The organism is Pseudomonas sp. Con_6, assembly GCF_059379395.1.
Window position 1 is genome coordinate 6675815 of the sequence record NZ_CM182011.1, and the last position, 19613, is coordinate 6695427.

Below are 19613 nucleotides of genomic sequence, written 5' to 3' on the forward strand. Positions count from 1 at the left end.
GGCCGCATGAGCGGCCCCTTTTTCGTGCGGCATCAGAATCAGAAGATGCTGATCGGGTACTCGACGAAGATACGGACTTCGTTGCCGTCGTCGTTGTAGCCGTTGTCGCGGACGTTGTCCGAAGTACGCAGCCAGGAGCCACGCAGCTTCAGGCTCAGGTCCTTGGCAGGGCCTTCCTGTACGACGTATTTGACCTGGTTGAAGATTTCGCGCTCGGTGCCGCGGCCTTCAGCAGTGCGGATGTTGTCACCACGCACGTAAGCGATGTTGTAGGTCAGGCCCGGTACGCCGAAGGCGCCGAAGTCCAGACCGTAGGCGATCTGCCAGGAGCGCTCGTCTTCAGCGTTGAAGTCGGACCAGTAGGAGTTGGCCAGGTAGATGGTCGAACCACCGTCACCCACGCCGCCCTTGTTCTGATACCAGCCGTACTGGTAGCCGGTGCTGCCGGTGCTGCGCTGGTGCGCCAGGGTCACCGAGTGAGGACCGAAGGCGTAGGTGGCCGCCAGGCTCCAGATGGTGTTGTCGTTACCGCTCAGTTCGGCCTTCTGTACGTACTTCTTGTCGATGTTCGACTTGTAGCCGTTGAAGTCCAGGGTCAGGGACTGGTCCTTGGCGATGGCGTGGACGTAGTTGACGCCCAGGTAGTGCTTCTTCAGCACGTCTTCGACATCGGAGGTGTACAGCGAGGCGGTCAGGTTCGGCATGAACTTGTAGCTACCGCCGAAGACGTTGATCGACTTCAGGCCGCTGTCGCGGGTCTCGCCGCTCTTGCGTGCTTCACGGGTGAAGCGACCAGCGTTCAGCTCCAGACCTTCGATTTCCTTGGAGTTGATCGAGGTACCGGTGTAGCTCTCTGGCAGCAGGCGGGCGTCGTCGTATTGCAGAACCGGCAGCGCTGGCATCTGGTCGCCGTACTTCAGCACGGTGTTGGAGACGCGGAACTTGACCGCTGCGCCGGCACGAGCGATGTCGTCCGGGGAGTTCTTGCTGTCGCCGCCACGAGGGAAGAAGTCGATGCCCGGAGCGTTGTTGTGACCGCTACCGCCATCCAGGCGCAGGCCGTACAGGCCGAAGGCATCGACGCCGACACCAACTGTGCCCTGGGTGAAGCCGGAGGTGAACTTGCCGATGAAGCCCTGACCCCACTGCATCTGGTCATTCGCGGTGTGCTTCTTGTCGCGGTTCATGTAGGCATTGCGCAGCAGCAGGGTAGCGCTGCTGTCTTCAACGAAGCCTTTGGAAGCTTCCTGATCGTTGGCCATTGCTTGAGTAGCGGCCATGAGCCCCAGTGCGAGCAGACTGATCCGGGTTTTCAACATCTTGTTTTCCTTATTACGTGATTTGATACGCGCTGTGGCCAAACGCCAGACCACGCCCCCTGCGTGGGTTGACGCTCACGGACTGAAAATAAAAAGCCCGCGTGCGAGTGATCGCAGCGGGCCTTTTATTATTTGAGTCTTGGCCTATGGGCCTACAGGCGTAGGGGCCGAATCCTAGCCGCGGGCGGAATGGCCTGTCAAAAAATCGTGAACGAATGATGGCAAGTTTCATCTTTTTTGCTACCGATGGCGCAGTTTCCGACAAAGTCGAGCGACTTCCGCCAATCCCCTCAGGGCGAAATCCACGAAGATGGATCCAAAACACCGGTGAACGTGCAGCGTTCTTGAGAGAAACTCTAAAAATTCAAATCTGAGACATTTAGATACAAATAGCCATCAAGCAAACGACTAAAGAGTTAACGTTTGCAAATGCCAAGCATTATCATCCGCGCATTTCCATATTCAATAACATCGCCGGATATCCACTTAAATGCCTTCCCCTTGCCGCCTCACCCCCTTGTCCCTGGGCTTATCCCTGTTGTTCGGCTCCAGCCTGGCCATTGCCGCCACGACCACCCTGCCAGAGCTGTCGGTCACCGCCGACAGCGATAGCGAACGCGATGATCCGCGGGTCAAGGAAGTCACCACGGCCACGCGCACCTCGACCCCGGTACGCTACGTGCCGCAGGCCATCGACTCGATCAAGACCAGCAATACGCTGGACTACGGCACCACCGAGCTGGGCAAGGCCTTGAGCGGCCTGCCCAACGTCAGCAGCGGCGCCGACACCCGCTTCGACAGCGTGCGCATCCGCGGCTTCGACGCGAGCAACGACTTCTACCTGGACGGCATCCGCGACGACAGCCAGTACGTCCGCGACCTGAACAACATCGAACGGGTGGAGGTACTCAAGGGCCCTGCGGCGGTGCTCTATGGCCGGGGCAGCCAGGGCGGGATCATCAACCGGGTGAGCAAGGCACCAGAGGCCGGGCGCCGTTCATCCATCGAAGTCCAGGGTGGCAGCGAAGACCTGCGCAGCCTGTACGCCGACCTCAGCGCCGACCCGAGCGACACCCTCAGCCTGCGGCTGAACCTGGGCAACCGCGACAACAACAGCTTGCGCGACGGCGTCGATGGCAGCCGCCAGTTGTTCGCACCGTCCATGAGCTGGCAGTTGACCCCGGACCTGAACTGGCTCGTGCAGTACGAATACAGCCGCTTCAACCGCACCCCGGACCGTGGCATTCCCGGCAACACGCTGACCGGCCGTCCGGCAGACGTCAGCCGCAGCACCACCTACGGCGACAGCCAGCGCGACTACATCGACGACCGCGCCGAATCGCTGCGCTCGCGCCTCAACTACCAGTTGAATGAAAACTGGCAACTGCGCCACACCCTCGGCCTGTTCACCCTGGCCAGCGACTTCGACAACACCTACCTGACCGGTTACACCCCGGCCACCGGCGTGGTCACCCGCCAGCGCTGGCAGCAGGACCTGGACACCCGCAACCTGTTCAACAACCTGGAAGCCGAGGGCCGGCTAGATACCTACGGCCTGGAACACACCCTGCTGGTCGGGCTGGAACTGGGCGAGCAACGCCGCAATTCGCTGCTGCGCAGCGGTGTTGGCGTGCCTTCGGTGAACATCTACAACCCGAAACAGGGCCTGCAACACACCGGGCGCATGAACATTTCCAGCGACAACCACACCCGTGTGGAAAGCAGCGGCCTGTACGTGCAGGACCAGATTCGCCTGAACGACCAGTGGCAGGTCCTGGCCGGCGTGCGCTTCGACCGATTCGAGGTGGAAACCACCAGCAAGGTCAGCGGCCGCAGCGAGAAGCAGGACAGCACCGGCACCAGTCCGCGCCTGGGCGTGGTCTATACGCCGTGGAAGGAGCACTCCTTCTATGCCTCGTGGAGCAAGACCTTCTCGCCACCGGGCGGCGGCCTGATCGGCATCACTCCGGGTGCGGCGGGCAACACCAACTCGACCGATCCGGAAACCACCCGGCAGAAGGAAATCGGGGTCAAGAGCGACTGGCTGGATGAGCGCTTGAGCACCACCCTCGCGGTGTACGAACTGGAACTGTACAACCGCCGCAACCGCGACCCGCTGGATCTGGAGCGCTGGATCCTCACCGGCCTGCAACGCTCGCGCGGCATCGAGCTGACTGCCACCGGCAAACTCGGTGGCGACTGGTACATGCGCGGCGGCATCGGCCTGCAGGACGCGATCATCGTCGACGACACCGATGGCAATGCCGGCAACCGTGTGTCCGACGTGGCCAAGCGCAACGGCAGCGTGTTCATCACCTGGAAACCGGAGATGGGCTGGTATGCCGAGACCGGCCTGACCTTCGTTGGCGAGCGTTATGCGGATACGAAGAACAGCATCGTCCTGCCGGGCTACGGCACCTGGGATGCGCTGGCGGGCTACCGGACCAAGGACTGGGACCTGCGCGCGGCGCTGAGCAACATCACCGACAAGACCTATTATGCGTCAGCGACCAGTGCCGCGCAGATCCAGTTCGGTGATCCGCGCAGCCTGGTGGTGACCGGGACCTACAGCTTCTGACCTCGATGGCCTCATCGCGGGCAACGCCCGCTCCCACGGGTATCGCATGCACCGCCGACCTTGTGGGAGCGGGCGTTGCCCGCGATGAGGCCCTCAAGTCCTGATCCGGACAACGAAAGAAGGGCGCCACCGTCCACCGGTGGCGCCCTTCTTTCGTTTCAACCACTGCCCTTTCAGCCGTGCCAGATCCCTGCCAGAGCATCGAGCTCCGCTTCGGTAATCAGGCCAGCTGGATAACGTTCCGCCAGCAGACGCCGTGGATCGGTCTTCCTGACCCGGATTGGTCCATTGTGCTTCAACCACTGCGCCAGTACCTGGAGCGCTTCGTGATTCATGACTGTCGGGTGCATAGCCGTCTCACGTGCTGCATTCATTTCACACGTACTCCCCCAGAGGCGTGAGCGACTAAATTACTCAACTTTTGTGACAACTCCGTGCGGAGCAAGCGCCGCCCATCTGCCGAGTAACACATCGAAATAAATACAAGAGCTGTGCCATTCCCCACGCCGACCGTCGTCCGGGCAAAAAAAAGCCCGTCGTCGGACGGGCTTTTTTTCATTGGTTTTTCAACGCTTTACTGGCGCCGGCTGCTGCTGGGTCAAGCAATGGATGTTGCCACCACCGAGCAACAGTTCACGCCCGGGCACCATCACCACTTCGTGCGCCGGGAAGAGACGCGCGAGGATCGCTCTGGCCTCGGCATCGGCAGGGTCGTTGAAGCTCGGCGCGATGATGCCGCCGTTGACGATCAGGAAGTTGACGTAGGAACCGGCCAGGCGCACCGACGGGTTGCGCTCCTGGCTGCCGGCGACCAGGTCGACGCCGTCGCACTCGTCCTGGGTGGCGTACAGCGGGCCCGGGATCGGCATCTTGTGCACCACGAACGAGCGGCCCTTGGCATCGCGCTGGCTTTCCAGAACCGCCAGGGCGGCACGGCAGCGGCTGTAGTTGGGGTCCTTGGAATCATCGGTCCAGGCCAGTAACACTTCGCCCGGGCTGACGTAACAGCAGAAGTTGTCGACATGACCGTCGGTCTCGTCGTTGTACAGGCCGTCCGGCAGCCAGACGATGGTGTCCACCGCCAGGTTGTCGCGCAGGATGGCTTCGATCTGTTCGCGATTCAGGTGCGGGTTGCGGTTGGCATTGAGCAGGCATTCTTCGGTGGTGATCAGGGTGCCTTCGCCATCGACGTGAATCGAGCCGCCCTCAAGCACGAAGCCCTCGGTGACGTAGCGCGCGGTACGCTCCAGGCCCATGATCTTGCCGGCCACCTGCTCGTCACGGTTCCACGGCGCATACAGACCGCCATTGAAGCCGCCCCAGGCATTGAAGCCCCAGTCGACGCCTCGCACTTCGCCGTTGTCGTTGATGACGAAGGTCGGCCCGGTGTCGCGCACCCAGGCGTCGTCGTTGCTGATTTCCACCACGCGGATGTTTGGCTCGTTACCCAGGCGCGACACGGCATTCTCGTACTGTGCCGCGGACACACCGACGGTCACCGGCTCGAAGCGGGCAATGGCCTTGGCCACGGCGGTGTGGGCGGCCTGTGCCGGCTTGCCGCCGAGACGCCAGTTGTCCGGACGCTCCGGCCAGATCATCCAGACCTGGGTTTGCGGCGCCCATTCGGCGGGCATGTGGAAGCCATCGGCACGGGGAGTGGAGGTCAGCGTCTTCATGGTTCGGGCCTTGGGTTGGAGGTTCAGTAAGTCGATTTATATCCGATAAATATCGACATTGAAAGCTGTAAAACAAAACAATCATGCACAAAAAAGCCGGGCAGTCCGATAGAAATCGAACTGCCCGGCTCCGATTCACGACCTAGAGCTCTTCTGACAACACCCGGGCAATACTGTCGACGAAGTAGTCGACACTTTCCCGCGTGGTGCACATCGGCGGCTTGATCTTGAGGATGTTCAGGTAGTCGCCGGTCGGCTGCATGAAGATGCCCAGGTCACGCAGGCGGTTGCACAGGTACATCGTTTCCTCCGTGGCCGGCTCCAGGGTGTCCGGGCTACGCACCAGTTCCAGACCCAGGTAGAAGCCAGAACCGTGCACCGCGCCGGCCAGCGGATATTCATCGACCAGTTGCTGCAGGCGCGCCTTGAAATAGCCGCCGACCTCCCGAGCGTTCTCCCACAGGCCTTCCTCGGCCATCACGTCGAGCACCGCCATGCCGATCCGGCAACTCACCGGACTGCCGCCGGCGGAGGAGAAGAAATAGCCCTCGGCTTCAAGCGCCTCGGCGATCTCGCGACGGGTAATCACAGCACCCAGCGGGTGGCCGTTGCCCATGCCTTTGGCCATGGTGATGATGTCCGGCACCACGCCCTGCTCTTCGAAGCCCCAGAAATATTCGCCCATGCGCCCGTAGCCAACCTGCACCTCGTCGGCGATGCACACGCCGCCACGCTCGCGCACGCGGCTGTAGACCTGTTCCAGATAGCCCGGCGGCAGCGGGATGCCCCCGGCGTTGCCATACACCGGTTCGCAGATGAAGCCGGCCAGCTGACGCCCGGTGGCATCCACTTCGGCCAGGGTGGCGTCGACATCGCGCACGTAGTCGGCGGTGCTTTCGCCACCGCGGTACTTGCCGCGATAGGTATTCGGCGCGGTCACCGGGTGCACCCATTCCGGGCGGGTGGTCAGTGCCTGCGGATTGTCGGCGATGGAGGTGGAGATCGCGTCGGTGGCCACCGACCAGCCGTGATACGCCTCCAGCACACTGAGCACTTCGCGCCCGCCGCTGGCGGCCCAGGCCAGACGGATCGCCAGGTCGTTGGCCTCGGTGCCGCTGTTGACCAGGAACACCCGGTCCATACCCTTCGGCGCCAGGGCCAGCAGGCGCTCGGAAAATTCGGCGATGGCTGCGTAGTGGAAGCGCGAGTTGGTATTGAGCAGCGACCACTGCTTCGCGGCTTCGCTGACCATACGCGGGTGGCCGTGGCCGAGTACCGCGACATTGTTGAGCATGTCCAGGTAGGAGCGGCCCTGCAGGTCGATCAGGTAGTTGCGCCAGCCGCGCTCGATCTGCGGCGGCTGCTGATAATAGTGCTTCTGCGAACGGGCGAAGCTGGCATCGCGGCGCGCCAGTAAAGCCTTGGCGTCGCTCAGCGGCTCAGCGTCGCAATCGAAGCCGAGCAACGCTGCCGGCGACGGACAGACCACGCGCCAGGCTTCGGCGCGCGATGGCGTGACAAAGGCTGGCGGACGCAGGCCCGGCACCCGGCACAACTGCACGGTGATGCTGCTGCCACTGCGTCCGATCGCTTGTCCTGCTTCAACGACCTGGCCCTCGGCCAGGCCATCGCCGCCCCCCCACAGCCACAGGCTGGCCGACGCGCCTTGCAGGCAACCACCCTTCGGCCCGTCCGCGTGCCAGATGCCTGCGAAGGGCGCACGCAGTTCGCTGTCGGGCTGCAGATGCAGCTCGACCTGCAGGGCGAACGTGTCCGGCTCGCGTGGATTGTCGATATGGGTCCGCGACAGACGGTACTGCCCGTACAACGACGAGGCCGGTGCCGGATGCTGCAACAGCAACTGCTGGTCGATACCCGGCGTTTCCCAGTTGCCCGCGCTGAAATGTTCGCTGAGTACACCGAGATCGACACGCGTCACTGCCTGCCCGCTCAAGGCCGGCAACAGCCCCGTGCAACCACCCAGATCCAGCGCCGCGGGTACAAGGCCCGCAGCCTGCAGGATCGCGGCTTCCATCAGGGCGAACGGCACGCTGTCGGCAACCTCGAATATTTCCCACTCGTGGGCCAGGTTGGCGCGGCTGTATTCATTGTCCGGATCGATGCTCACCTGTTGCTCGCCGCTAAGCACCAGGACGGCAGCGCGAGCGACGATCAGCGGCCACAGGGCCTTTAGTTCGGCCTCGCTCAGCGGATTGGTGGCGTGATAGGCGGACACTGCCGGAAGAATGCGCAGCGGGTCACCCTCGGCGTGGTGCAGCAGCGCGGCGCAGGTCACCGACAGGTCGGCGATGCGCCAGGTGTGCAGCAGGTCGCCGAAGTCGATCACCCCTTGCAGTTGCCACTGGCGGTCGGCATCGCGCTGCCAGACGGCGTTGTCGTCGGTGATATCGAGGTGCACGGCCTGCTTCGGCAGGTCGTGCTGGACCAGCGCCAAGGCCTGTTCTGCCTGGGCTGCCGCGGCGGCTACACGTACCTTGCGCGGGCCGTCGGCCAGCACCGGCAAGAGATGAGCGATCAGCGCCTGGGCATGCTGCGGATCCCATTGCAGGGTGCGAGTGAGGCCCGGGTGGCTGAAACCGGCCAGCGCCTGGTCGACCCGGGCGCACAACGCGCCCAGCTCGGCGATCAGGCGCGGCTCCATGTGCTTGAGGCGGGTCAGGGTCTGCCCGTCGATATAGTCCAGCAACCGGGCGCGGACGGCCTGGCCGTCGATGTCCAGGGACAGCAGTTGCTCACCGGACGTCGCCACGCGTACCGCCGGTACGGGAACCCCGCGTTCACCCAGGAAGCCGAGGGCAGCATGCTGGGCCTCCAGTTCCACCGCCGAATAGGCGCCATGGCAGACCTTCAGCACGAAGCGGCCGTGCTCGCTGTCGACGCGGAAATTCAGGTCCTGCTGGCTGCCCAGCGCCTGTAAACCACCGTCCAGCCCATAGTGCTGGTTGAGCAGGGCACGGGCCTGCCGTTCGCTGAGGGTCGGGCAAGGCTGGCTGGCGCGGTGGATCAGGGTGCTGAGGGGCATGGTGGAACCTCGGTTTTTTTGCGGCTTATATCGCCATTTGCCAGGGTGAAACGCAAGGGTAACGATCAAAATACCGCACAGTTTTCCTAAAGTTCGTTGCATAAAGCATGACAAAGAGGTTACCCGGCACAATCTGCTTGCGTGCCCGGCGGCGGCACACAAGTATGTAGCCGTTGCTCAACCTGAGTTCTGGAGAAAGGCATGCGCATCCTCATCACCGGTGGCGCCGGTTTCATCGGCTCGGCACTGGTACGCCACCTGATCGCACACACCGATCATGAAGTGCTCAACCTGGACAAGCTGACCTACGCCGGCAACCTGGAGTCGCTGGCCCCTATCGCAACCAACACACGCTACGAGTTCGTCCAGGCCGATATCGTCGACCAGACGGCGGTCGCGGCGGTGCTGCAGCGCTTCCAGCCCCAGGCGATCATGCACCTGGCGGCGGAGTCCCATGTCGATCGTTCCATAGACGGCCCGGCGGCCTTCATCCAGACCAATATCGTTGGCACCTACAGCCTGCTGGAGGCCACCCGCGCCTGGTGGTCGACGCTGCCCCCCACCGAGCGCGAGGCTTTCCGCTTCCATCATGTGTCCACCGACGAAGTCTATGGCGACCTGCACGGTGCCGATGACCTGTTCCGCGAAACCACACCCTACGCGCCCAGTTCACCCTACTCCGCCAGCAAGGCCGCGTCCGATCATCTGGTCCGCGCCTGGCACCGTACCTATGGCCTGCCGGTACTGCTGAGCAACTGCTCGAACAACTACGGGCCGTATCATTTCCCGGAAAAGCTCATTCCGCTGGTGATCCTCAGCGCCCTGGCCGGCAAGCCACTGCCGGTCTACGGCGACGGCCTGCAGGTGCGTGACTGGCTATTCGTCGAGGACCACGCCCGGGCCTTGCTCACGGTGGTGACCGCGGGCAAGGTCGGCGAAACCTACAACATCGGCGGCCACAACGAGCAGAAGAACATCGATGTGGTCCGCGCCATCTGCGCCCTGCTCGAAGAACTGGCACCGCAGCACCCGCAAGGCGTGAGCCGCTATGCCGACCTGATCACCCACGTACGCGACCGCCCGGGCCATGACCTGCGCTATGCAATCGATGCCGGCAAGATCGAGCGCGAGCTGGGCTGGGTGCCTGTGGAAACCTTCGAAACCGGCCTGCGCAAGACCGTCCAGTGGTATCTGGACAACCTGGAGTGGTGCCGTCATGTCCAGGACGGCAGCTACCAGGGGCAGCGGCTGGGCAATTCCGATTTCAAGGACCTCATTGCATGACCAAAGGTATCGTCCTGGCGGGCGGCTCCGGCACCCGCCTGCACCCCATCACTCTCGGCGTATCCAAGCAACTGCTGCCGATCTACGACAAGCCGATGATCTACTACCCGATCTCGGTGCTGATGCTGGCCGGGATCCGCGAGATCCTGGTGATTTCCACCCCGCAGGACCTGCCGCAGTACCGCCAGTTGCTCGGCGACGGCAGCCAGTTCGGCCTCGCCATCAGCTATGCCGAGCAGCCCACCCCCGACGGGCTGGCCCAGGCCTTCCTGATTGGCGAGCAATTCATTGGCAATGATGCGGTGTGCCTGGTGCTCGGCGACAACATCTTCCACGGCCAGGGCTTCACCGCGCAGTTGCTGCGCGCCGCCGCCCATCCGCATGGCGCCACGGTGTTCGGCTATTGGGTCAAGGGTCCCGAGCGCTTCGGCGTGGTCGAGTACGACACCGATGGTCGGGTGCTGTCCATCGAGGAAAAACCGGCGGTGCCGAAGTCCAACTACGCGGTCACCGGCCTGTACTTCTATGACAACGACGTGATCGAGATCGCCAGGTCGGTGCGCCCTTCCGCCCGCGGCGAACTGGAGATCACCGACGTCAACAATGCTTACCTCAAGCGCGGCGACCTGCGCGTCGAACGCTTCGGCCGTGGCTTCGCCTGGCTCGACACCGGTACACACGACAGCCTGCTGGAGGCCTCGCAGTACGTGCAGACCATCGAGCATCGCCAGGGCCTGAAGGTAGCCTGTCTGGAAGAAATCGCCTTCCAGCAGGGCTGGATCAGCGAAGCACAACTCACCGCCCGCGCGGAAGCGCTGAGCAAGACGGGCTACGGCCAATATCTGCTTGGATTGATGAGCAAATGAAAGCCATTGCCACTTCTCTGCCCGAGGTGCTGATCCTCGAACCGACCGTGTTCGGCGACGCCCGCGGCTTTTTCTACGAAAGCTTCAATGCCCGGGTGTTCGCCGAACTCACCGGGGTAGACGCGCCCTTTGTCCAGGACAACCACTCGCGCTCGCAGAAAGGCGTGCTGCGCGGCCTGCACTACCAGATCGAAAATGCCCAGGGCAAGCTGGTGCGGGTCGCGGCAGGCGAAGTCCTCGATGTCGCCGTCGACCTGCGCAAAGGCTCGCCGTCGTTCGGGCGCTGGACCAGTGTGCGCCTGTCCGCCGAGAACAACCGTCAACTGTGGGTGCCGCCAGGCTTCGGCCATGGCTTCGTGGTACTGAGCGATGTCGCAGACTTCCTCTACAAGACCACCGATTACTACAACCCGGCCGCCGAGCGCTGCATACGCTGGGACGATCCTGACCTGGCCGTCGACTGGCAACTCGAGGCAGAACCGCTGCTCTCAGCCAAGGACCAGAACGGCAAACTGCTCAAGGACGCTGACCTGTTCCCATGAAGATCCTCATCAGCGGCCGCAACGGCCAGGTGGCCCAGGCCCTGCACCAGGCGCTGGGCGACCTGGGTGAGCTGCACGTCCTTGGCCGCGACCAGCTCGACCTTGCACACCCCGAGCGCATTGCCGAACGGGTCCGCGCCCTCACTCCCGACCTGATCGTCAACGCCGCCGCACACACGGCAGTGGACCAGGCAGAAAGCGAGCCGGAACTGGCCTTCGCGATCAACGCTCGTGCCCCCGGCGTGCTCGCCGAAGAAGCCGCCCGCCTGGGCGTCCCGCTGATCCACTACTCCACCGACTACGTCTTCGACGGTGAAAAGGCCGCGCCCTACACCGAAGACGACGCGCCCAACCCGCTGGGTGTCTACGGTCAGAGCAAACTGGCCGGCGAACAGGCGATCGCCGCGGTCGGCGAGCAGCACCTGATCCTGCGCACCAGCTGGGTGTACTCGACCCACGGCCGCAATTTCCTGCTGACCATGCAGCGCCTGTTGCAGGAAAAGCCGGAACTGCGGGTGGTGGCCGACCAGATCGGCGCGCCGACCTGGGCCGGGACCATCGCCACCAGCACCCGCCAACTGATCGACCGCTGGCAGGCCGGCCAGGCGGGTGCCTGGGGCACCTACCACCTGACCGCGCAGGGCGAAACTTCGTGGTTCGGCTTCGCACAGGCCATCAGCGAGCAGTTGAAGGTCCAAGGCAAACCCTGCGCCAACCTCGTCCCGATCCCGTCCAGCGAGTACCCGACGCCAGCCCGCCGGCCGCTCAACTCGCGCCTCGATTGCAGTCGCCTGCAACGCGAGTGGCATGTCAGCCAGCCCGACTGGCGCCAGGCGCTGATCGACTGCCTCAAGTAGCGCATAATGCGCCAGACCTCTCTGGCGCATTTTTTCGCGATGACCATGACCCCCAGCCTCCCCCGCCGTCCCCGCTGGCGCAGCCTCGCCCTCCTGGCCCTGTGCCTGGCGCCGCTGCTCTGGCCGCTCAAGCACCTCGCCGAACACTACTACCAGGAAGAGCTGGCCAGCCAGAACCGCCAGACCCTCGACCTCTACGTCGCCAACCTGCTCGGCACCCTGCACCGCTACGAGGCCCTGCCGCAGATCCTCGGCGACCTGCCGACCCTGCGCGCCGTGCTGGCCGACCCGCTGCGCCTCGAGCTGTTGACCAACGCCAACCGCCGTCTCAAGGAGATCAGCAGCCAGACCGGCGCCGAAGTGATCTACCTGATGGACGCCAAAGGCAACACCCTGGCCGCCTCCAACTGGGACAAGAAGGACAGCTTCATCGGCCGCAACTTCGCCTTCCGCCCCTACTTCAGCGATGCCACCGCCGGGCGCCTGGGGCGTTTCTTCGGCCAGGGCACCACCTCCGCCAAGCGTGGCTACTTCTTCGGCGCGCCAGTGTGGGACAACGGTGAAGTGATTGGCGTGCTGGTGGTCAAGGTCGACCTCGATCACACCGAAACCCTCTGGGGCAAGAGCCCGGAGCAACTGCTGCTGACCGACAGCAACGGCGTGGTGGTGCTGACCTCGCGCCCGGAATGGCGTTTCCGCGCCACCCGCCCGCTGAGCGATGAAGAGCGTCAGGCGATCACCGCGATCCAGCCCTACCCGACCCAGGAGCCGCAACCGCTCAACCTCAACCGTCAGGCCTGGCTGGTGCAGACCCGCTCGATCCCGGAAACCGGCTGGGAAGTGAACATCCTCGCGCCGCGAGTGCTGGTGGACCGCTCCGTCAGCACGGTGATGGCCGTGGGCGGCGCCACCTTGCTGGTGGTGATGTTGCTGGTCGGCCTGGTGATGCAGCGCCGCCGTCACTACATGGACCGTATCGACTTCGAGGCCCACGCCCGCCACGACCTGGAAAAGCGCGTAGCCGAACGCACCGCCGACCTCGAAGGCCTCAACAGCCGCCTGAAGTCCGAGGTCCTGGAACGCGAACACGCCCAGCAGGAAGCCGCCCGCGCCCAGGACGAACTGGTCCAGGCCGGCAAGCTGTCGGTGCTCGGCACCATGTCAGCGAGCATCAGCCACGAACTCAACCAGCCGCTGGCGGCGATCCGCAGCTACGCGGAAAACGCCGAGGTCCTGCTCGATCACCAGCGCACCGAGGACGTGCGCGGCAACCTCAAGCTGATCAACGAGCTGACCGGGCGCATGGCATCGATCATCGCCCACCTGCGCGCCTTCGCCCGCCGCGACCGCCACGCGCCGGAAAGCGTGGCCCTGCAGCCGGCGCTGGACGATGCCCTGGCCATGCTGGCCAAGCGTCGCCGGGCCATGGCCGTAGAACTGGTGCGCGACCTGCCGGAAGCCACCCTGTGGGTACAGGCCGGGGAAACCCGCCTGCGCCAGGTGCTCGGCAACCTGCTGGCCAACGCCCTCGACGCCCTCACCGAGAAGGCCAACCCGCGCAAACTGTGGATAAGTGCCGAACGCCGTGAAGACTGCGTCTACCTGACGATCCGCGACAACGGCCCGGGCTTCACCAGCCAGGCCCTGGCCCGTGCCCGCGAACCCTTTTTCACCACCAAGACCCGCACCCAGGGCCTTGGCCTGGGCCTGGCGATCTGTGACACGCTGATGCGTGCCCTGGGTGGCGAGTTGCTGCTGGCCAACCATCCGGAGGGCGGTGCCTTGCTGACCCTGCAACTGCGCGTGGCCAAGCCCGGCGCCAATCTTCAGACTTCGGAGGACCTCTCGGCATGAGTGCAGAGCCCCTGATCGACAGCCGCACCCAGGTGATCCTGGTCGACGACGACCCGCACCTGCGCCAGGCCCTCAGCCAGACCCTCGACCTCGCCGGCCTGCGCGTGCTGCCGCTGAGCGACGCCCAGGGCCTGGCCGGGCGCATCGAGGCCGACTGGCCGGGCGTGGTGGTCAGCGATATCCGCATGCCTGGTATCGACGGTCTGCAACTGCTGGAGCAACTGCACGGCCAGGACCCGGAGCTGCCTGTGCTGCTGATCACCGGCCACGGCGACGTGCCGCTGGCGGTGCAGGCGATGCGCGCCGGGGCCTATGACTTCCTGGAAAAACCCTTCGCCAGCGACGCCCTGCTCGACAGCGTGCGCCGCGCCCTGGCCTTGCGCCGCCTGGTGCTGGACAACCGCAGCCTGCGCCTCGCCCTGAGCGACCGCCAGGAGCTGAGCGGGCGCCTGGTTGGCCATTCGCCGTCGATCCAGCGCCTGCGCGAGCAGATCGGCGCCCTCGCCGCGACCCGCGCCGACGTGCTGATCCTTGGCGAGACCGGCGCCGGCAAGGAAGTGGTGGCCCGCGCCCTGCACGATCTGTCAGGCCGCCGCGACGGCCCGTTCGTGGCGATCAACGCCGGTGCCCTGGCCGAGTCGGTGGTGGAAAGCGAGCTGTTCGGCCACGAACCTGGCGCCTTCACCGGCGCGCAGAAACGCCGCATCGGCAAGTTCGAGTTCGCCAACGGCGGCACCCTGTTCCTCGACGAAATCGAGAGCATGAGCCTGGACGTGCAGGTCAAGCTCCTGCGCATGCTCCAGGAGCGGGTGCTGGAGCGCCTCGGCGGCAACCAGCAGATTCCCCTGGATATCCGTGTGATCGCCGCGACCAAGGAAGACCTGCGCCAGGCCGCCGATCAGGGCCGCTTCCGCGCCGACCTGTATTACCGCCTCAACGTCGCGCCGCTGCGCATCCCGCCGCTGCGCGAGCGCGGCGACGACATCCTCGTGTTGTTCCAGCATTTCGCCGATGCCGCCAGCGAACGCCACGGCCTGCCCGCCCACGCACTGCAACCGGCGCAACGGGCAATGCTCCTGCGGCACAACTGGCCGGGCAACGTGCGCGAGCTGCAGAACGCCGCCGAACGCTTCGCCCTCGGCCTGGAGCTGGCGCTCGACGGCCAGCCGGACAGCCCCGCCACAGCGCAGGATCTGCCGCCGGCCAATGGAAACCTCAGCGAACAGGTCGAGCATTTCGAGCGCTCGCTGATCGCCGCCGAGCTGGCCCGTCCGCACAGCTCCATGCGCAGCCTCGCCGAAGCCCTCGGCATCCCGCGCAAGACCCTGCACGACAAGCTGCGCAAGCACGGCCTGAGCTTCGCCGACAGCAACGCCAGTGCCAACGACGACCTGGAGGATCACCGCTGATGAGCAGCGACAGCCAGTACCTGGAAAACGTCCTGCACCAGGACATCCCGCTGACCCGCGAGATGGACATGCAAGTGCTCGACTGGGAGGAGCAACGGCTGCGCCTGCGCCTGCCACTGGAGCCCAACGTCAACCACAAGAGCACCATGTTCGGCGGCAGCCTGTACTGCGGCGCGGTGCTGGTGGGTTGGGGCTGGCTGCACCTGCGCTTGCGCGAGGCAGGGATCGATGACGGGCATATCGTCATCCAGGAAGGCGCGATCAGCTATCCGCTGCCGGTGACCGGTGCGGCGATCGCGGTGTGCGAGGCGCCGGAAGAGAAGGTCTGGACGCGTTTCGTCAACACTTACCAGCGCTATGGCCGCGCGCGCCTGACGCTGCACACGCGGATCTTCAATGAAAACGCAGAACTGCCCGCCGTGGCATTCGACGGGCAGTACGTTCTACATCGCTGAGGCAAGGGCCAGCAGCTTGCCGCGCCATGGCGCGGCGGCGGGCAGGCCGAGGAAGAACGCATTGCGCAGGGATTCCCGCGCCGGGTAGACGAAGGCCTCGCCGTCCAGGCCCAGCACTTCGCCGCCCGCCCCTTCCAGCACGCCTTGGGCTGCGGCGGTGTCCCACTGCGAGGTCGGCGCCAGACGCGGATAGCAGTCGGCGGCACCTTCGGCCAGCAGACAGAACTTCAGCGAACTGCCGATGTTGGCCAGTTCCAGCTCGCCCAGCGCCTCGCCAAGGCCGGCCAGCAGGCGCTCCTGCTCCGGGCTGGAATGGCGGCGGCTGGCAACCACGGTGAACGACTCACCGGCCGGCGGCGCCAGGCGTACCTGGATCGGTTCGACACTGCCGTCGGCTTCGGCACGCCAGGCGCCAATGCCCTGCCCGCCGTAGTAGCAGCGGCCATTGACCGGCATCGCCACTACGCCGAACACCACCCGGCCCTGTTCGATCAAGGCGATGTTGACGGTGAACTCGTCGGTGCCGGCGATAAACTCCTTGGTTCCGTCCAGCGGGTCCACCAGCCACCAGCGCTTCCAGGCCTGGCGCGCTTCCAGCGCAATATCGCAATCTTCCTCGGACAGTACCGGGATTTCCGGGGCCAGGGCCTTCAGGCCTTCGGCGATGACCTTGTGCGCAGCCAGGTCGGCAGCAGTGACCGGCGATTCGTCGGCCTTGGTCACCACCTCCACGCCAGCCCGCCAGAACGGCAGGATCGCAGTGCCTGCACGACGGGCCAGGTCCACCACGTGTGGCATCAGATCGACGTCATTCATGCCTTGAACACTCCACGTTGAGTCAGCAGGTCGCGCACCAGGTACAGCGCCGCCAGCGCCCGCCCCTCGGAGAACTGCGGATGCTGGGCCAGTGCCGACAGCTCGCGCAGGCTCACGCTGTCGACCCGCATCGGCTCTGGCTCGTCCCCCGGGAGGTGTTCTTCGTAGAGGTCGGTGGCCAGCACCACCTGGATCTTCTGGCTCATGTAGCCAGGGGACAGCGACAGCTCGGTGATGTGCTCCAACTGGCGAGCGCCGTAGCCGGCTTCTTCCTTCAGTTCACGGTTGGCAGCAGCCAGCACGTCCTCGCCCGGTTCGATCAGGCCCTTGGGCAGGGACATCTCGTATTCGTCGGTGCCGCCGCAGTATTCCTCGACCAGCACCGCATGCTCGCTGTCGAGCATCGCCACGATCATCACCGCGCCATAGCCATTGCCGCGGCCCACCAGGCGTTCGTAGGTGCGCTCGACGCCGTTGGAAAAGCGCAATTGCACGGCTTCGACACGGAACAGGCGGCTGCTGGCGACGATCTCGCTGGAAAGGACGGTGGGTTTCTGGCGCATGGGGGGGCGGCTCCTTGGCGGTAACGGGGTACTATAGCGCCCACAACGGCCCGACCGAACGAGAATCTTGCACATGCCTGCCCTTGCCTGGCGCGATATCGACACCGTCCTGCTGGACATGGACGGCACCCTGCTCGACCTGCACTACGACAATCACTTCTGGCTCGAACACCTGCCCCGCCGCTATGCAGAGCTCCACGGCATCAGCCGAGCCATGGCCGAGCTGGAAATCCAGCCGCTGTTCGAGCGCCATGCCGGCTCGCTGAACTGGTACTGCCTGGACTTCTGGACCGCCGAGCTGAAGCTGCCAGTGCGTGAACTGAAACTGGAAACCGCTGACCTGATCGCCCTGCGCCCGGATGCCGATGTGTTTCTGGCGGCACTGCGGGACGCCGGCAAGCGGGTGATCCTGATCACCAATGCGCACCGCGACTCGCTGTCACTGAAGCTGGAGCGCGTGGCGCTGGCGCCGTATTTCGAGCGGATGATCAGTTCTCATGACTATGGCTATCCCAAGGAGAGCCAGCAGTTCTGGAGCGCATTGCAGGCCGATACCGGATTCGATCCGGCGCGCAGCCTGTTCATCGACGACACCCTGGCGATCCTGCGCAGCGCCCGCACCTTCGGCGTCACCCACCTGCTGGCGGTGAGTCAGCCGGACAGCCGCAAGCCTGCGCGCGATACCGAGGAATTCGCGGCGCAGGAAGACTACCGGGTGTTGCTGGAAGGTCTTTGAAAGACGACGCGGACTTTGTGGGAGCGGGTTCACCCGCGATTGCGGCAGTGAATCCACCATCGCAATCGCGGCTGAACCCGCTCCCACAGGGTCCGCACAACGCTCGCGAGAATGCGCTATTCCGGAATGCGCAGCGACTGCCCCGGATAGATCTTGTCCGGATGGCTGAGCATCGGCTTGTTGGCCTCGAAGATCTTGTTGTACTGGTTGGCATTGCCATAGACCGCCAGCGAGATGGCGCTGAGGGTGTCGCCCTTCTTCACCACCACGAACCGCGCTGCAGCGACAACCGGCCCGGTCACCGTGATCTGGTCATCCACCGTCTCCACTCCGGCGATATTGCCCAGGGCCAGAAGGATCTTCTCTTTCTCTTCCTGGCTCGCCACCTCGCCGGTGACCGTCACCGTGCTGCCATTCACCGTGGCCTGGACATTCGGATTGCCCAACCCCACCTTCGCCACATGCTCCTTGAGCTGTTCACCGGCATTGGCATTGCCCGGTGTCAGCAGATCGATGAGCTTTTCTCCCGCTTCTTTCACGAAACTGAACAGACTCATGACGCTCTCCCTGGTTGAAGGAATCTCGGAGCCCAAAGTCTAGGTCAGGTTAGAATGCCTCGCCCGCCAGCCCCGAGACGACGATGGACATCAAACAGCTGAAATTCCTCATCGCCCTGGACGAAACCCGCCACTTCGGCCAGGCCGCAGCGCTGTGCCACGTGACCCAGCCGACCCTGTCGATGCGCCTGCGCAACCTCGAGCGCGAACTGGGGCTGGAGCTGGTCAATCGCGGCCAGCGCTTCGAAGGCTTCACCGCGCAGGGCGAACGGGTGCTGGCCTGGGCGCGCTCGGTACTGGCCGCCTACGACGGCCTGCAGGCGGAGGCCGCCGCCTGTCGCGGGCATCTCGCCGGCACCCTGCGCCTGGGCATGGTGCCGCTGTCCAGCTTCGACCCGCTGCCACTGCTGCAACGCCTGCACCGCCAGCACCCGGACCTGGCGTTCGAACTCAGCGCCCTGAGCTCCGAGCAGATCCTCGAACAACTCACCAGCAATCGCCTCGACCTCGGCCTGTCCTACCTGGAACGCCTCGACCAGGAGCGTTTCGAAGCCCAGCCGCTGGGTGAATCGCCCATGGGCCTGCTGTACAACCCGGCGCACTTCCACTTCGACGACGCCCCGCTGCTCTGGCAAACCCTGGCCGAGCTGCCGCTGGGCCTGCTCACCGCCGGCATGCATTTCCGCCAGTCGGTGGACCACAACTTCCACAGCCGCGGTCTCAACCCGCGCCTGCTGCTGCAGACCGATGCCGTCCATCAGTTGGTCCAGGCCGTGCACGGCGGCCTGTGCTGCGCGGTGATGCCACTGGGCAGCGGCCTCGAAGCGATGACGGGCGGACTGCGCCTGCAGCCCATCGAAGCGGCCAGCACCCTGGCCCCGCTGGGGCTGATCATGCGTCGCACGGCGCCACGCTCGGCGCTGGCCGAGGCGTGCATTGCCGAATACCGGAAATTGCTCGACGAGGCATGATCGACCGCCTCTATCAAGGCATCGGCACAAGCGATTAGACGATACCCGAGCACAGGCCTAGGCTTAAGACTGATCAGCCTTCGGGTA

General features: G+C 64.7%; 17 protein-coding genes. 10 read left to right on the forward strand and 7 right to left on the reverse strand.

Features of this window, described 5'->3' with window-relative positions; all coding sequences use genetic code 11:
• Positions 1-38: 38 nt before the first annotated feature.
• Positions 39-1319, reverse strand: a complete 1281-nt coding sequence (locus tag AC5QPF_RS30195) for an OprD family outer membrane porin (RefSeq protein ID WP_494961225.1) — start codon at positions 1317-1319, stop codon at positions 39-41.
• A gap of 490 nt (positions 1320-1809) precedes the next feature.
• Between AC5QPF_RS30195 and AC5QPF_RS30200 the strand changes: the two genes are divergently transcribed.
• Entirely contained in the window at positions 1810-3897 is a 2088-nt protein-coding gene (locus AC5QPF_RS30200; RefSeq protein ID WP_494961226.1) for a TonB-dependent siderophore receptor, read from the forward strand.
• Positions 3898-4070: 173 nt separating this feature from the next.
• On the opposite strand, the gene AC5QPF_RS30205 is transcribed toward AC5QPF_RS30200, so the two are convergent.
• The 3 genes from AC5QPF_RS30205 to AC5QPF_RS30215 all read right to left on the reverse strand — a co-directional run bounded on the left by AC5QPF_RS30205 (position 4071) and on the right by AC5QPF_RS30215 (position 8616).
• Positions 4071-4271: a hypothetical protein gene (locus AC5QPF_RS30205; protein ID WP_330077596.1), complete on the reverse strand. Its 201-nt coding sequence runs from the start codon at positions 4269-4271 to the stop codon at positions 4071-4073.
• 192 nt (positions 4272-4463) lie between these two features.
• A complete protein-coding gene (gene aguA / locus AC5QPF_RS30210) occupies positions 4464-5573 on the reverse strand; it encodes an agmatine deiminase (protein WP_494961227.1) in 1110 nt (369 codons plus the stop codon).
• 142 nt (positions 5574-5715) lie between these two features.
• Positions 5716-8616 carry an aminotransferase gene (locus AC5QPF_RS30215; protein ID WP_494961228.1) on the reverse strand — a complete coding sequence of 967 codons (2901 nt, stop codon included), beginning with the start codon at positions 8614-8616 and terminating at the stop codon, positions 5716-5718.
• 201 nt (positions 8617-8817) lie between these two features.
• Here AC5QPF_RS30215 and rfbB point away from each other — a divergent pair, with 201 nt between their 5' ends.
• From rfbB to AC5QPF_RS30250, 7 genes are read left to right on the forward strand one after another with little or no spacing between them, the layout of a single operon-like run.
• Positions 8818-9900 (forward strand): dTDP-glucose 4,6-dehydratase, encoded by a 1083-nt coding sequence (gene rfbB / locus AC5QPF_RS30220; RefSeq protein WP_494961229.1) that lies wholly within the window; start codon positions 8818-8820, stop codon positions 9898-9900.
• Positions 9897-10766 (forward strand): glucose-1-phosphate thymidylyltransferase RfbA, encoded by an 870-nt coding sequence (rfbA, locus tag AC5QPF_RS30225; RefSeq protein WP_494961230.1) that lies wholly within the window; start codon positions 9897-9899, stop codon positions 10764-10766. Before rfbB ends, rfbA begins: the two co-directional genes overlap by 4 nt.
• Positions 10763-11308, forward strand: a complete 546-nt coding sequence (rfbC, locus tag AC5QPF_RS30230) for a dTDP-4-dehydrorhamnose 3,5-epimerase (RefSeq protein WP_494961231.1) — start codon at positions 10763-10765, stop codon at positions 11306-11308. The genes rfbA and rfbC overlap by 4 nt, the downstream gene beginning before the upstream one ends.
• A complete protein-coding gene (gene rfbD, locus AC5QPF_RS30235; protein WP_494961232.1) occupies positions 11305-12165 on the forward strand; it encodes a dTDP-4-dehydrorhamnose reductase in 861 nt (286 codons plus the stop codon). Before rfbC ends, rfbD begins: the two co-directional genes overlap by 4 nt.
• Before the next feature lie 39 nt (positions 12166-12204).
• Entirely contained in the window at positions 12205-14019 is a 1815-nt protein-coding gene (locus AC5QPF_RS30240; protein ID WP_494964278.1) for an ATP-binding protein, read from the forward strand.
• Positions 14016-15428 carry a sigma 54-interacting transcriptional regulator gene (locus AC5QPF_RS30245; RefSeq protein ID WP_494961233.1) on the forward strand — a complete coding sequence of 471 codons (1413 nt, stop codon included), beginning with the start codon at positions 14016-14018 and terminating at the stop codon, positions 15426-15428. Before AC5QPF_RS30240 ends, AC5QPF_RS30245 begins: the two co-directional genes overlap by 4 nt.
• Positions 15428-15883, forward strand: coding sequence for a YiiD C-terminal domain-containing protein (locus AC5QPF_RS30250; RefSeq protein ID WP_494961234.1), 456 nt, complete (start codon positions 15428-15430; stop codon positions 15881-15883). Before AC5QPF_RS30245 ends, AC5QPF_RS30250 begins: the two co-directional genes overlap by 1 nt.
• Here AC5QPF_RS30250 and cysQ read toward each other — a convergent pair.
• Together cysQ and nudE are read right to left on the reverse strand one after the other, a co-directional pair.
• Entirely contained in the window at positions 15872-16699 is an 828-nt protein-coding gene (gene cysQ, locus AC5QPF_RS30255) for a 3'(2'),5'-bisphosphate nucleotidase CysQ (RefSeq protein WP_494961235.1), read from the reverse strand. The genes AC5QPF_RS30250 and cysQ overlap by 12 nt on opposite strands.
• Positions 16696-17262, reverse strand: a complete 567-nt coding sequence (gene nudE, locus AC5QPF_RS30260) for an ADP compounds hydrolase NudE (RefSeq protein WP_494961236.1) — start codon at positions 17260-17262, stop codon at positions 16696-16698. The genes cysQ and nudE overlap by 4 nt, the downstream gene beginning before the upstream one ends.
• 73 nt (positions 17263-17335) lie before the next feature.
• Here nudE and yrfG point away from each other — a divergent pair, with 73 nt between their 5' ends.
• A complete protein-coding gene (gene yrfG, locus AC5QPF_RS30265; protein ID WP_494961237.1) occupies positions 17336-17998 on the forward strand; it encodes a GMP/IMP nucleotidase in 663 nt (220 codons plus the stop codon).
• A gap of 116 nt (positions 17999-18114) precedes the next feature.
• On the opposite strand, the gene lysM is transcribed toward yrfG, so the two are convergent.
• Positions 18115-18555: a peptidoglycan-binding protein LysM gene (lysM, locus tag AC5QPF_RS30270; protein WP_494961238.1), complete on the reverse strand. Its 441-nt coding sequence runs from the start codon at positions 18553-18555 to the stop codon at positions 18115-18117.
• An 83-nt stretch (positions 18556-18638) separates the two neighbouring features.
• Here lysM and AC5QPF_RS30275 point away from each other — a divergent pair, with 83 nt between their 5' ends.
• Positions 18639-19526 carry a LysR substrate-binding domain-containing protein gene (locus AC5QPF_RS30275; RefSeq protein ID WP_494961239.1) on the forward strand — a complete coding sequence of 296 codons (888 nt, stop codon included), beginning with the start codon at positions 18639-18641 and terminating at the stop codon, positions 19524-19526.
• Positions 19527-19613 lie beyond the last annotated feature (87 nt).